The sequence below is a fragment of the Janthinobacterium kumbetense genome (assembly GCF_023703445.1).
In the GTDB taxonomy this organism is placed as follows: domain Bacteria; phylum Pseudomonadota; class Gammaproteobacteria; order Burkholderiales; family Burkholderiaceae_D; genus Janthinobacterium; species Janthinobacterium kumbetense.
In genome coordinates this window covers 1421877-1434720 of sequence record NZ_JAMQGR010000001.1, presented here as the reverse complement: position 1 = coordinate 1434720, position 12844 = coordinate 1421877, and the positions used below count along the sequence as shown (strand labels likewise).

13 protein-coding genes are annotated in these 12844 nt (G+C 63.4%); 10 read left to right on the top strand and 3 right to left on the bottom strand.

What is annotated here, in order from left to right:
* Positions 1 to 61 precede the first annotated feature (61 nt).
* A complete protein-coding gene (locus tag NCG91_RS06310) occupies positions 62 to 958 on the bottom strand; it encodes a LysR family transcriptional regulator (RefSeq protein ID WP_251349071.1) in 897 nt (298 codons plus the stop codon).
* 93 nt (positions 959 to 1051) lie between these two features.
* On the opposite strand from NCG91_RS06310, the gene NCG91_RS06305 reads away from it, so the two are divergent.
* On the top strand, positions 1052 to 2446 hold the full coding sequence (locus tag NCG91_RS06305; protein WP_251349070.1) for an MFS transporter: 1395 nt from the start codon (positions 1052 to 1054) through the stop codon (positions 2444 to 2446).
* On the opposite strand, the gene NCG91_RS06300 is transcribed toward NCG91_RS06305, so the two are convergent.
* Positions 2426 to 3286 (bottom strand): LysR substrate-binding domain-containing protein, encoded by an 861-nt coding sequence (locus NCG91_RS06300; RefSeq protein ID WP_251349069.1) that lies wholly within the window; start codon positions 3284 to 3286, stop codon positions 2426 to 2428. The two genes, NCG91_RS06305 and NCG91_RS06300, sit on opposite strands and share 21 nt — an antisense overlap.
* Positions 3287 to 3405: 119 nt before the next feature.
* Here NCG91_RS06300 and NCG91_RS06295 point away from each other — a divergent pair, with 119 nt between their 5' ends.
* The 6 genes from NCG91_RS06295 (at position 3406) to NCG91_RS06270 (ending at position 9236) form a co-directional block, all read left to right on the top strand.
* Entirely contained in the window at positions 3406 to 4938 is a 1533-nt protein-coding gene (locus NCG91_RS06295; protein ID WP_251349068.1) for an MFS transporter, read from the top strand.
* A gap of 47 nt (positions 4939 to 4985) precedes the next feature.
* On the top strand, positions 4986 to 5783 hold the full coding sequence (locus NCG91_RS06290) for a TOTE conflict system archaeo-eukaryotic primase domain-containing protein (RefSeq protein WP_251349067.1): 798 nt from the start codon (positions 4986 to 4988) through the stop codon (positions 5781 to 5783).
* A gap of 21 nt (positions 5784 to 5804) precedes the next feature.
* Positions 5805 to 6854, top strand: coding sequence for a hypothetical protein (locus NCG91_RS06285; RefSeq protein ID WP_251349066.1), 1050 nt, complete (start codon positions 5805 to 5807; stop codon positions 6852 to 6854).
* Between the two features lie 147 nt (positions 6855 to 7001).
* Complete coding sequence (locus NCG91_RS06280) at positions 7002 to 7856, top strand: toxin-antitoxin system YwqK family antitoxin (protein WP_251349065.1); 855 nt, start codon at positions 7002 to 7004, stop codon at positions 7854 to 7856.
* A gap of 169 nt (positions 7857 to 8025) precedes the next feature.
* The gene (locus NCG91_RS06275) at positions 8026 to 8523 is read left to right on the top strand and encodes an SF0329 family protein (protein WP_251349063.1); all 498 of its coding nucleotides are present in this window, start codon (positions 8026 to 8028) and stop codon (positions 8521 to 8523) included.
* A 161-nt stretch (positions 8524 to 8684) separates the two neighbouring features.
* Positions 8685 to 9236: a phospholipase D family nuclease gene (locus tag NCG91_RS06270; RefSeq protein WP_251349061.1), complete on the top strand. Its 552-nt coding sequence runs from the start codon at positions 8685 to 8687 to the stop codon at positions 9234 to 9236.
* Here NCG91_RS06270 and NCG91_RS06265 read toward each other — a convergent pair whose 3' ends face one another.
* Positions 9237 to 10133 carry a LysR family transcriptional regulator gene (locus NCG91_RS06265; RefSeq protein ID WP_251349060.1) on the bottom strand — a complete coding sequence of 299 codons (897 nt, stop codon included), beginning with the start codon at positions 10131 to 10133 and terminating at the stop codon, positions 9237 to 9239.
* A gap of 124 nt (positions 10134 to 10257) precedes the next feature.
* Between NCG91_RS06265 and NCG91_RS06260 the strand changes: the two genes are divergently transcribed.
* The 3 genes from NCG91_RS06260 to NCG91_RS06250 all read left to right on the top strand — a co-directional run bounded on the left by NCG91_RS06260 (position 10258) and on the right by NCG91_RS06250 (position 12828).
* Complete coding sequence (locus tag NCG91_RS06260; RefSeq protein WP_251349056.1) at positions 10258 to 11415, top strand: agmatine deiminase family protein; 1158 nt, start codon at positions 10258 to 10260, stop codon at positions 11413 to 11415.
* A 22-nt stretch (positions 11416 to 11437) separates the two neighbouring features.
* Positions 11438 to 12529 carry an agmatine deiminase family protein gene (locus NCG91_RS06255; protein ID WP_251349054.1) on the top strand — a complete coding sequence of 364 codons (1092 nt, stop codon included), beginning with the start codon at positions 11438 to 11440 and terminating at the stop codon, positions 12527 to 12529.
* A 95-nt stretch (positions 12530 to 12624) separates the two neighbouring features.
* A complete protein-coding gene (locus NCG91_RS06250) occupies positions 12625 to 12828 on the top strand; it encodes a hypothetical protein (RefSeq protein ID WP_139144478.1) in 204 nt (67 codons plus the stop codon).
* Positions 12829 to 12844: the final 16 nt, after the last annotated feature.

Genomic DNA, 12844 nt, shown 5'->3' with positions numbered 1-12844 from the left:
CCGCACGGTAAACGCATGTTCGTTTGGCGACTGTCCACGCCCGGTGGACGATTGCGCTGGCTCAAACGCGGGGATAGCGCAAGGTGTCGAGCAGCAAGGTAAACGCGGGCGACGGGTGGCGCCGGCTCGGGTAATACAGCTTGTAGCCCGCGTACGCGGGGCACCAGTCGTCCAGCACGCGGACCAGGCGGCCATCGGCCACGTAGGGCAGGACCACGTCTTCCGGCATGCAGGCCAGGCCCAGGCCATCGAGCGCCGAATGCAGGCGCATGGCCATGTTGTTGTAGATCATCTGACCTTCCACGCGCACCTTCAGTTCCTGCCCATCCTTGGAAAATTCCCAGGCAAACAGGCCGCCCAGGGTGGGCAGGCGCATGTTGATGCAGTTGTGCGCCATCAAGTCCTGCGGCGTGACGGGCGGCGGATTCCGGCTGAAATAGGCGGGCGAGGCAACGATGGCCATGCGGAAATCGGGACCGATGGGCATGGCGATCATGTCCTTGGCCACCTGCTCGCCCAGGCGCACGCCCGCGTCGCAGCGCGCGGCCACGATGTCGGTCATGCCATTGTCGACGATGACTTCGATGTGGATGTCCGGGTAGTGGGGCAGCAAACGGGCGATGGCCGGCTGCAGCACCGTCAGCGCCGAATGCTCGCCCGCGCTGATGCGGATGTTGCCGGCCGGCTTGTCGCGCCGTGCGCTGAGCAGGGCCAGTTCCGCCTCGATTTCGTCGAAGCGGGGCGCCACCGTGCGCAGCAGCTGTTCGCCCGCCTCCGTGGGCGAGACGCTGCGCGTGGTGCGCACCAGCAGGCGCAAGTCGAGCCGTTCCTCCAGCGCGCGCACGGTCTGGCTCAGCGCCGACTGCGACACGCCCAGCTTGGCCGCCGCCCGGGTAAAACTGCCTTCGCGGGCCACGGCCACGAAGGCGAGTATGTCGTTGAAGTTGGTTTGTGCCATGGCGGATGTCTTTTCAATTCATTAGTTGCGCTAATAAGTTCATGCAGACTTTACCATCTATTCATGGTAATGCATACGGCTTACAGTGATGGCATGAACAATCCGCCAGTTGCTACTCCCTCTGCCGCGCCGCCCAAGGCGGCCATCCTCGCCATCATTCTCGTCAGTTACGTGATGATCGTGCTCGACACGTCCATCGTGCTGACGGGCTTGCCGAACATCCACCAGGAACTGGGCTTTACGGATACGGGCCTGGCCTGGGTGCAAAGCGCGTATACGCTGACGTTTGGCGGCTTGCTGCTGCTGGCCGCGCGCGCCGGCGACGTGGTTGGCCGGCGCCGCCTGCTGCAGCTGGGCCTGGCGCTGTTCACGCTCGCGTCGCTGGCCATCGGCCTGGCGCGCTCGCCGGCCATGATGATCGCCGCGCGCGCCATCCAGGGCGTGGGCGCGGCCATCCTGGCGCCATCCACCCTGGCCTTGCTGCAAACCACGTTTGCGGAAGGACGCGAACGCACGCGGGCCATCGCCCTGTACAGCGCCGTGGCGGGCATCGCCGCCAGCGTGGGGCTGGTGCTGGGCGGCGTGCTGGCCGAGTGGCTGTCGTGGCGCGTGGGCTTCTTCATCAACCTGCCCATCGGCGCCGCCATGCTGCTGGCCGCGCGCCGTTTCATCGCGGAAAGCTCGCGCAGCCGGGGCCGCTTTGACGTGGCTGGCGCGGCCAGTTCCACCCTCGGCATGTCGGCCCTCGTGTATGGCTTGATCCGCTCGGCCGGCGCCGGCTGGGGCGATTCCTTGACGCAAGGTGCGCTGGCGGCGGGCGTGCTGCTGCTGGCCGCTTTCATTGCCATCGAACGGCGCGCCGCGCAGCCGATCCTGCCGCTGCGCCTGTTCGCCGATGCGCAGCGCAATGCCGCGTACGGGGCCAGGGTGCTGTTCCTGGGCGCCATGATCGGTTTCTTCTTTTTCACCACGCAATTTCTGCAAGTGGTGCTGCGCTATCCGCCATCGCTGACGGGCCTGGCTTTCCTGCCCATGACCCTGGTCAACTTCGGCATGGCCCTGTGCGTGCCGCGTTTGACGCGTCGCCTGGGCAATGCGCGCCTGCTGGCCATGGGATTGGCGACAACCTTGCTGGGCATGGCATGGCTGAGCCGTATCGATGCGAACACGGCGTACTGGCTGGGCGTGGCCCTGCCCATGGTGCTGATCGGCGCGGGGCAGGGCATGGCCTTGAGTCCGCTGACGGCGGCCGGCGTGGCGGGCGTGCCCGCGCAGGATGCGGGCGCCGCCGCGGGCATCGTCAACGTGGCGCACCAGCTGGGCAATTCGTTGGGGCTGGCGGCGCTGGTGGCGATCTCGTCCTTTGGCGCACACCAGCGCGTCGGCGCGGCGCTGCTGGCGCACCGCGTGACGGTGGCCCTGGGCGGTGCGAGCGCCATGCTGGCGCTGGCCTTGCTGCTGGTGCTGTCAAGCCGCCGCGGCGGCTGACCACTCGCGCAGCAACTGTCTGAACGCTTCGGCCGCCGCCGTGCTGCCGGCGGCGCGCCACAGCAGCTGGAAGCGGGCGGCGGGCAGGGCGGGCAAGCCATGCTGGCCATCGATGACCACCATGCCGGGCTCCAGGTCGCCTTGCGGCAGGGCCGTGATGGCCAGGCCCGCCAGCACGGCGGCGCGCAAGCCCTGCTGGCTGGGCGAAGTAAATGCCACGCGCCAGTCGATTCCGGCGCCCTCGAGGGCGCCGACGCCCACTTGCCGGTGCATGCAGGGCGCCGGTGAAAACGCCAGCGGCAGGGGCAGTGCGCCATCGTGCCGGAAATCCTGCGCGCCCGCCCAGACGAAGCGCGTGCGGCGCAGCACGGCCGCTTCATCTTGCCCGTCCGCCAGGGTCATGACGACGGCCAGGTCCAGCGCATCGGCGGCGACCAGTTTTTGCAAGTCAAGATAGGTGCCGACCGTCACATCAAGGCGCACGGCGGGAAACAGGTGGGCGAACTGCGCCAGCAGGGCCGGCAGGCGTGCGCCCATGAAATTTTCCGGCACGCCAAAGCGCACGGCGCCGGCAAGCGAGGAACGCTGGAAGCGGCGCGACAGCGCCTCCTGGGCCGCCAGCACCTGCCGCGCGTGGCGCAGGAAATCCTCGCCATCTTCCGTCAGGCGCAGGCTGCGCGTCGTGCGCACCAGCAAGGGCGTGCCCGCTTGCTCTTCCAGGCGGCGGATCTGGTGGCTGATGGCGGACTGGCTCAGGTGCAGCCGTTCGGCGGCGCGCGTAAAGCCGCCCGTGTCCGCGACGGCGACCAAGGCGCGCAGCAGGGCGGTATCGAAGTCCATGGAGGTTCCTGTGATTCATGATGAAAATGAATGAATTGTACAAAATTTTATCATTTCCATCATGAGTCGAGGTTTTCTAGAATGCGGGCTCCCGGTGCGCCGCCTCTACGCGCCCCTCCATGACTACCGACATCAAGGCTTCGATGCTACCGACTACTTCGCAACAAAACGCACTGACCCTGGCCGCCGTCTGCCTGGCCTCGCTCATGTTTGGCCTGGAAATTTCCAGCGTGCCCGTCATCCTGCCCACCCTGGAAACCGTGCTGCATGGCGACTTCAAGGACTTGCAATGGATCATGAATGCCTACACCCTGGCTTGCACCACCGTGCTGATGGCCACGGGCACCCTGGCCGACCGCTATGGCCGCAAGCGCCTGCTGCTCGCCAGCCTGGCGCTGTTCGGCCTCAGTTCGCTGGCCTGCGGCTGGGCCGGCGGCATGGGCGTGCTGATCGCGGCGCGCGCGCTGCAGGGCATGGCCGGCGGCGCCATGCTGATTTGCCAGGTGGCCGTGCTGTCGCAGCAGTTCCCGGCCGGCGCCGCGCGGGGCCGGGCGTTCGGCGCCTGGGGCATCGTGTTTGGCCTGGGCCTGGGCTTCGGCCCTATCATCGGCGCGGCCATCGTCGCGCTGTCGAATTGGCAGTGGGTATTCCTCGTGCACGGACCGCTCGCCGTCGTCGCGCTGCTGCTGGCGGCCCTGGGCGTGAATGAATCGCGCGACCCGCAGCGGCGCAAGCTGGACGTGGCCGGCATCGCCACGCTGTCGCTGGCCGTGTTCAGCCTGGCGTGGTGCCTCACGCAGGGGCCGGCGCTGGGTTTCGATGATCCCCGTGCGCTGGCCAGCCTGGCCGTGGCGCTGGCCGGTTTTGCCGCGTTTGCCGTCATCGAACGGCGTCAGGCGGAACCGATGATCGACTTTTCCGTATTCCGCATCCGCCGCTTCTCGGGCGCGCTGCTCGGTTCGGCGGGCATGAATTGCAGTTTCTGGCCGTTCATGATTTATCTGCCCCTGTACGTGCAATATGGCCTCGGCTACAGCAGCCTGGACACGGGCCTGACCTTGCTGGCCTATACCTTGCCCACCTTGCTCGTGCCGCCGCTGGCCGAGCGGTTGGCGCTGCGCTACCGGGCCGATGCGGTGATTCCTGCCGGCTTGCTGGCCATCGGCACGGGTTTGCTGCTGATGTGCTGGGGCAGCCGCGCGGACGCCGCCAGCTGGCTGACGATCTTGCCCGGCTGCCTGCTGGCGGGCACGGGCCTGGGATTGACCAACACGCCCGTCACCAACACGACGACGGCTGCCGTGCCCGGCGAGCGGGCGGGCATGGCGTCCAGCATCGACATCAGCGCGCGCATGGTCAGCCTGTCCATCAATATCGCGCTGATGGGTTTTATCCTCGTTGCAGCCATCCAGTCCGCCTTGCGCCGGCATGTGCCTGCCGGGATTGACGGGGCGGCATTGCGGGCGTTGGCGGAGGCAGTGTCGGCAGGCAAGGGCGGCGCGCTGCCGGCCGGCGTGGCGAAGCTTGCGCTGGCACAAGGTTTTGGCGCCGTGATGCTGTACGGCGGCGTTGCCGCCTGCCTGTTCGCCGTGGCCAGCTGGCTCGTGTTTGGCGTCGGACGTGCGGGTGCGCCAAGGCTTGGGAGGCTATAATCTGGGCACGTTGACAAGTGTTGCTCAACGTCATTACGAGGCCGTCCATGCATAAACTGATTTCCGAACTCACCCGCCTGTACCTGTTCGATGAACAGCAGCACTATGTCGATGGCGAGGGCGGCGTGCAGCCGCTGACGCCGGCCGTGCTGGCGCGCCATCTGTCGGGCGAGCAGACGGTAGCGGTGCAACTCGTGACCGGGAGCGGCCTGACGCGCGCGCTGGTGCTGGAGTTTGGCGGCAAGGGCGGCGGCGAGGCGCACTGGAGCGCGCTGTGCACGATCGCCAATGCCGTGCAGCACGAGCTGGACTTGCCGGCGCCCGCCGTCAGCATCTCGGGCACGGCGTTCCAGTTATGGCTGTCGCTGGCCACGCCCGTGCCCGTCGCTCAGGCGCGCCAGTTCGTGCAACTGCTGCGCTCGACCTTTTTGCCTGCCTCGACCGACATCCTCGCCGCCGCGCCGCCCGCCGACGTGGAACAGGTGGCGCTGCCGCCAGGCCTGCAGCCGTCCGGCAAGTGGGCCGCCTTCATCCACCCCAGCATGGGCGCCGCCTTCGTCGACGAACCGGGCCTGGACATGCCGCCGCCGCCCGCCGCCCAACTGGGCTTCCTGGAAAGCTTGCGCAGCATCAATCCGGCCCAGTTCGCGCAGGCGCTGGCGAAATTACAGGGACATGCGGGCCTTTCGGAGTCTTCGCCAGCGCCTGTTCCCGTGGCCGCATCGCCTGTTGCATCTTCCGCCACCGCGCCAGGCTTGCTGTTGCAGGACGCCACCCTGGAAGACATCGTGCGCTGGCTGCATGCGCGCAACATCGAACCGACCTTCCGGCACCGGCTGCCGTAGCCACGGCATGGCTGGCCTGAGGTGAACAAGCAATATATATCGACATTCAGAACAATTGAAATTTCGGATGAAAGGCAGTATTCAATGGATTTCCATGTAGTCGCAAATTCCTATAATTGCTACGGTGGTCACACAACGTTGTCTCCGATCGGGGATTTTCTTCTCGCGGGCAGCGGCAGTTTTGGCGACGCGATCCAGGAAATTGCGGTCACGCTTCACTTCAGGGACTCTGGTCCGGCAAAGAAGACGCTGGAATCTCTGTTGGAGGCGCACAATAATTTCCGCGCAACGCTACCGAAGATCACTTATCGAAGAGCAAAGGGCAAGGTCGAGATCGACATCGCCAGCGAATTGATGGAAGGCCGGGACTGGACGCGTTCTTCAATATTGTCTTTGCCACTTTTTAAAGCAGGTGTGGATGAAGTCATCCATGCATTAGGGCTATTGAGCAAGCGATTGAAGCGCACTGATGATTTTAGCCTGGAGAAATTTCTGGATCACTGTGAAGCTGCCAGAAAACGCGTCCCGGATTCCGAGGAAGCCCTGCAACTCCTGGCATCCGGGCTGGAGGCAGCGGCACAAGCCAAGCGTGATGGAATGTCGGCCTGGGAGCAGTTGGGAATCGACTGGGAAGACTTTCATCCCAAGGCACGCGAGATATTGGATGATCCATTTTTTTGGAATTGCACGGATGATTTCTCGCCGAACGGCAATGATACTGGCGCTGATCTTCTGGAGAGCTATCTCGATTGGCACAAGACGCACAAGGAGGTCACGCCAATTCGATTCCTCGAGAAACTGGCAAAGCAATGGGGATACGCCGACATACACGCCATGGACGATGACGTGCGCTGCGAAGCGTCGATTGCTCTCGCATTTGCGGATATAAAGTTAAGAGCGGCATGCAACCAACAGGCGCGACAACTGGCATTGGACGCTATCGGGCAGCAAAGAGCCCAGGCGCTGGCTGCGGGGGACTGGTCTCATCGCGAAGAAAAGCTACATGCTTTGGATCAGATCGAAGCAAAGTTGAAGCAGATGGATAACACCATGCTGCATTTGACGGACTGAAGCGCAGCGATCACTTTGACGTTGAATGTGATTTCGGGCGGCACAATGGGGCGGAACCTGCCAATGACAGCAGCCACAAGCGGCCATGGGAAAGCACTTTTCCGCTAACCCAGTCAATATTACAGATGCACTTGATTAGAGATGTACTTGAAAAAAAATCAGAAAATGATATGCGTGGCGCTAGGTGCGATGCTGTTGTGGCCAGTAGTGGCGCAGGCCGATATTATTCAGCGACACGTGTTTACGGCTATTTCTAACGAGAAAGATAGCAAAGGCGCCGATGTGCTGACCGTGGCGGAATCTACGGCCTGCGGCGGCAATCAGCTGCGCATAAAAGAGGGGATGCTGGAAAACAAAGATGAGTATGCGAGCCTCAGACCCGCACTCGCCGAGCGCATCCGTGACAAGACAGCAATGGTCGTGACCTTGTTTGGCTGCCCTGTCGGGAAAGCCGGCGATGAGGCCATTCCGTTTGCGCGCATGATGACCGACTGTGGCCCGGACTCCTGTCCCGACGGCAAGGCGCGCCTCTACCTGGACGAACAGCTGATGCCGCAGGTCAAGCATCGCTCGCCTTATGTGCTGGTGCTGCCCTTACCAAAAGCAGCGTTGCCCGGCACTTGGAAGGTGGAGATTTTCGATACCATCAAGAGCGATCTGGTACGAATCTCCGGACAGACCAATGCAGCCGATTTTGTTTCTGGCAAGATGGTTGGCGGTTACCGCTATTATGATCGAGATGGCAATATCAAATCGCAGGTAGAGCTAGATGAGCATGGCCGCCAACACGGCGTAGCAACTACGTATTTTAGTCATGACAAGCTGGAGTCGCAGGGGCAATGGCGCGATGGCCAGCCCGTGGGTGTGCAAAATAGTTACCATCTCAACGGTAAGGTAAGCATTCGTCAGGTTTACAGTGATAAGGGCGTGCTGCTGAGTACCCAGCAGTTCAACGAGCAAGGTGTGCTGGTGTATTCAAGTGGTCAGAAGTCGAAAAAATGAACTGATGCGGTATGCCAGGCTCCCAGAGTATGTAGAGAGACGTAGCAGTGATGCACGACGTCGTGGGGTTCCGGTTCGTTTTGAAGGTGGAGTGGTTGGCTGAAATAGGCCAAGAGCGGGCATTCGTAGTACATGAATCACGGTGTAATAATGAAAGAATCGAGACAGCATGCGATGGTCGCAACTTAAGAAGCAGCTACACGATCGCATCGCGAAGAGCGTTGTGGCGAGCATTGATCTCAACCAGACACGATATCGCTATTCTCATGACGAAGAAGGAGAGTTCTGGATAAGTTTTCACGGTAGCCGAATCTTTAGCACTGGGTCGCTAAGCTATTTGTCATCGCTTGCAGCCTTGACTGCGAAGAATCGCGCCGATGGGTCAACGCCCGCACAGGCATACGAGCTGGCTTGGCCTGTCATGGACGCTAGCGGGCTGTTTCTTCTGGAGCAGATGAACAAGGATTTGTTCTGCAGTCTTAGCCTGACGGTTGAGGAAATGTTGGATCACAACAATCCAGTCGTTAGGGGTTTAGCGATCATCGACGCTCGTTACGGCAAGCGTCGGCTGGCCATGTTGAATCCAATTACCGAACATCCTCTTGTTCAGAGACTACATAATCTGCGGTGCGAAGCAGAAGGCGTAGAAGCTCATACCTTATCGTAACTCCTGGCTACAGCAGGTGCCGATGCAGGGTATTTGCGAACGCGTGGAGGTCCGCTTCGGGGCGACAGCGGACGCTCGCCCAGGCGACGAGTCTGCCTGCAGGCTGTGTCCACATTTTTTGTTCGTCCACACTCGATTATTGAAACAGGAAAATGCCAGCGATGAAGAATATCCTGCTTGCCGTTGCGCTGTGTTTTGCTACTGGTGCGCCGTCAGCGGCGCTTGCCGCCGACGCCGCGCCTGTGGTCACCATCGAGAACGCGTTTTCCCCCGATGGCGGGGCGGAGGCGCTGGTGCTCAAGGTCATCGATAGCGCTGCGTCGAGCATCCGGCTGGCCGCCTATTCGTTCAGTTCGCCCCATGTGGTCGAGGCCTTGCTGCGGGCGCGGCAGCGGGGCGTGGATGTCAGGGTGCTGGCCGATACGCGGCGCAACGCGCGCAAGAACAGCCGGGCCGCGCTGGACCGGCTCGTCGGCGCGGGCATTCCCACGCGCCTGATTTCCCGCTATGCCTTGCATCACGACAAGTATATCGTGGCAGATGGCGTGACCGTGCAAAACGGCAGCTTCAATTACACGGCCGATGCGGCCACCGCCAACAGCGAAAACGTGCTCGTCGTGTGGCACAGCGAGCGCCTGGCGCAGTCGTATCTGGCGCACTGGGAAAACCGCTGGGCCAGCGGCGTCGACTATGCGCGCGCGCCGCAGCCCTGATCATTGCCCCTGCGCCGCACCTTGCGCGCGCAGCCAGTCGAACACTTGCCCGACGATGGCCGAACGGGGATGTTCCGCCACGCCCGACAGCCACCAGGTGGCGCCCGGCACCCTGGGATAAGCGGGCAACACGTGCAGCAAGCCGCGCGCCAGGCTGGCATCGACCAGCAGGCGCGGCAGGCAGGCGATGCCGCGTCCGTCGAGCGTGGCGTCCAGCAACAGGCGCGCATCGTCGTAGATGGCCCGCTTGCGAAAGCGCGCCAGCGGCCCCAGGAACAATGGCGCCGTAGTGTCGCCCGTCAAGCTTTCTTCCAGGCACACCAGATCCGCGTGCAGGTGATGCGCATCCTGCGGCACGCCGGCCAGCCGCGCCGCCAGCTCGCTGTTGGCGACCATCACCCATTCATCGCGCAGCAGGGGGATTTCCTGCAAGTCCGGCTGCAGGATGGGGCGCTCGCCGATGGCGATATCGACGTCGATTTCATCGACGAAGCGGGCGCTCTCGTCGACCGACAGCAGCAAGCACAGTTCGGGCAGCCGCGTTTCCAGTTCCCGCAGCCGGGGCTGCAGCCAGCCGTGCAGCAGGGGTGCCGGACACACCAGCACGACCAATCCCGGATCGAGATAGGTGGCGATGCGCCCCAGGCCGCTGCGCAGCACGGTCATCGAGCGCTGCACGCTGCGCAGCAGCACTTCGCCCGCCACCGTCAGTTCCACGCCCCGTCCCGCGCGGCGGAACAGCGGCTGCTTGACTTGTTCTTCCAATAATTGCACCTGGTGGCTGATGGCCGATTGCGTCACGTGCAGCTCGTCGGCCGCGCGCGAGAAATTGCCGTGGCGGGCGGCCGCTTCAAAGCCCATCAAATACTTCAGCGAGGGAATGCGATGTTCTGACATATGAGAAAACCTAATGAATTTTGGTAAATCATATCATTTGTTTTCATATCTTGATCGCTCCACAATGCCGTCCATGCCAACGCATCGACTGCGCGGCACTCTGACTAACTAATCAAGGATGGATATGAATACACGTCGATATTTCTTGCGCCATTGCATGCTGGGCGGCAGCGCGCTGGCCATGGGCGGCATGCTGGCCGGCTGCGGCGGCGGCACGCCGGAAGCTGGCCCGGTGGCGCCATTGCCTCCGATCAATAGCGGCGGTGGCGTCAACCAGACCGACGGCTGGCGCATGCCCGACGAGGCCGAAGCCCACAAGGCGACGTGGATGGCGTATGGCGCCTCGAACGCCGTCTGGACGCGCGCGCAAGTGCCGCAAGTGCAGCTGGCGCTGGTGCGCATCGCCAACGCGATCGCCGCCTACGAACCCGTCAACATGCTGGTGCGTCCCGCCGAGCTGGCCAGTGCGCGGCAGTTGCTCGACGCCCGCGTGAACCTGATTTCCGCCGAGATGGACGATGTCTGGATGCGCGACACGGGGCCCGTCTTCGTGCGCAAGCCGAATGGCGAGCGGGCCGGCGTGAAGTTCAACTTCAATGGCTGGGGCAACAAGCAGCAGTCCGGCAAGGATGGCCAGGTGGCCGACGTGGTCGCGGCCCAGGCCCGGGTGCCGCTGCTGGCCACGCGCCTGGTGCTGGAAGGCGGGGCGCTGGAAGTCGATGGCAAGGGCACGGCCATCATCACGGAAAGCTGCGTGCTGAACAGCAACCGCAATCCGGGCTGGAGCAAGGCCGATTGCGAAGCGGAATTGGGCCGGCTGCTCGGCATCCGCAAGGTGATCTGGCTGCCAGGCATCAAGAACCAGGACATCACGGATGCCCACACGGACTTTTACGCCCGCTTCGTGCGCCCCGGCGTGGTGGCGGCGCACCGCGAGATGGATCCGGCATCGTACGATTACGCGCTGACCCGGCGCCACCTGGAGATTCTGCGCGGCGCCACCGATGCGGATGGCCAGTCACTGCAGATCGTCGTCATCGATGGCCCCGAGAAAATTCGTCCCGGAAACAACCCGAACACCTTCGCCGCCGGCTACATCAATTACTATGCCACCAGCAGCGCCATTTTCCTGCCAGAATTTGGCGATGCGCAAGCGGACGCCAGCGCCAGGGCGCAGTATGCGCAGCTGTATCCGGGACGCGCCGTGATCCAGATCAATATCGACCCCATCGCGGCCGGTGGCGGCGGCATCCATTGCACCACGCAACAGGAACCGGCGTAAGCGCGCCGCACAGGAGAACAGCATGCAACGACGACATTTTCTGACCAGCGCCATGGGCCTGGCGGCCAGCGCCGCAGCCGGTTTGCCGGCCTTGTCCGCGCTGGCGGCCGGCGCCGGCTGGCGCATGCCCGACGAAGGCGAGCGCCACGCCGCGACGTGGATGGCCTTCGGCGCGAATGACGACGTCTGGGGCAAGCGCCTGAAGGCGGGCGCGCAGGCGGATCTGGCGCGCATCGCGCAAGCGATCGCCAGCGTCGAACCCGTGCACATGCTGGTCAACGAGGAAGATTACGACGTGGCGGCTCGCCTGTGCGGCAATAAGGTCAAGCTGCTGGTGCAGCCCATCGACGACCTGTGGATGCGCGACACGGGCCCCGTCTTCGTGAAAAAGGCGGGCGGGGCGCTGGCCGGCGTGAATTTCAATTTCAATGGATGGGGAGAGAAGCAGGACTATGACGACGATGCGCGGGTGGCCCCTTTCGTGGCCGGACGCGCCGGCGTGGCCGTGCTGGAAAGCAGCCTGGTGCTGGAAGGGGGCGGCATCGAAGTCGATGGCCAGGGCACGGCCATCATCACGGAAAGCTGCGTGCTGAACGCCAACCGCAATCCCGGCGTCGGCAAGGCAGCATGCGAACGCGAATTGCGCCGGCTGCTGGGCATCGAGAAAGTCATCTGGCTGCCCGGCATCGCCGGCCAGGACATCACCGATGGCCACACGGATTTCTATGCCCGCTTCTGCGCTCCCGGCGTCGTGGCGGCCGGTTTCGACAGCGACCCGGCGTCGCCCGAGCGCGCCGTCACCCAGCGCCACCTCGACATCCTGCGCAAGGCCACGGATGCGCGCGGCCGTGCGCTGCAGGTGGTGGTCTTGCCGGGCCCTGGGTCAGTCCGTCCGCGCTATGAAAACAAGGACTTCGCCGCCGGCTACATCAATTTCTATGTCTGCAACGGCGCCGTGCTGTGCCCGGAATTTGGCGATGCGGCAGCCGACCGCACTACCAAGGCCATCCTGCGCGAGCAATTCCCCGGCCGCGACATCGTGCAGCTGAACATCGACGCCATCGCGGCCGGTGGCGGCGGCATCCACTGCACCACGCAGCAGCAGCCGGCGTAGGCGCTGATAGCTGAGGGAAATTCGCTGCTTTCCTGACGCGCGCCTCGTGTAAGATTTGCCAGCCGCGCGCATGCGCTTACAAGAATGGGAAGAAAATGAATAGTTGGTCTCCTCGCACCGTCCGCGGACTGCTTTTTTTGGGTATCGGCATGTGTGCCTTTAAATTGCAGCCGGTGATGACTGCCGCCCTGGCCAGCTCATTATTCTGGTCCGGCTTGTCGCAAGCGGGATTGAGCCTGGTCGGCATGGTCTGCTTGGCTGCTGGCGTTTATTTGCTGGCGACGCGGTATAAAAAATAAGACACGGGGCAGTCAT

Coding starts and splice junctions, on each gene's coding strand:
- NCG91_RS06310 (WP_251349071.1), bottom strand. CDS start 958: ATGGCACAAACCAACTTCAACGACATACTCGCCTTCGTGGCCGTGGCC.
- NCG91_RS06305 (WP_251349070.1), top strand. CDS start 1,052: ATGAACAATCCGCCAGTTGCTACTCCCTCTGCCGCGCCGCCCAAGGCG.
- NCG91_RS06300 (WP_251349069.1), bottom strand. CDS start 3,286: ATGGACTTCGATACCGCCCTGCTGCGCGCCTTGGTCGCCGTCGCGGAC.
- NCG91_RS06295 (WP_251349068.1), top strand. CDS start 3,406: ATGACTACCGACATCAAGGCTTCGATGCTACCGACTACTTCGCAACAA.
- NCG91_RS06290 (WP_251349067.1), top strand. CDS start 4,986: ATGCATAAACTGATTTCCGAACTCACCCGCCTGTACCTGTTCGATGAA.
- NCG91_RS06275 (WP_251349063.1), top strand. CDS start 8,026: ATGCGATGGTCGCAACTTAAGAAGCAGCTACACGATCGCATCGCGAAG.
- NCG91_RS06270 (WP_251349061.1), top strand. CDS start 8,685: ATGAAGAATATCCTGCTTGCCGTTGCGCTGTGTTTTGCTACTGGTGCG.
- NCG91_RS06265 (WP_251349060.1), bottom strand. CDS start 10,133: ATGTCAGAACATCGCATTCCCTCGCTGAAGTATTTGATGGGCTTTGAA.
- NCG91_RS06260 (WP_251349056.1), top strand. CDS start 10,258: ATGAATACACGTCGATATTTCTTGCGCCATTGCATGCTGGGCGGCAGC.
- NCG91_RS06255 (WP_251349054.1), top strand. CDS start 11,438: ATGCAACGACGACATTTTCTGACCAGCGCCATGGGCCTGGCGGCCAGC.
- NCG91_RS06250 (WP_139144478.1), top strand. CDS start 12,625: ATGAATAGTTGGTCTCCTCGCACCGTCCGCGGACTGCTTTTTTTGGGT.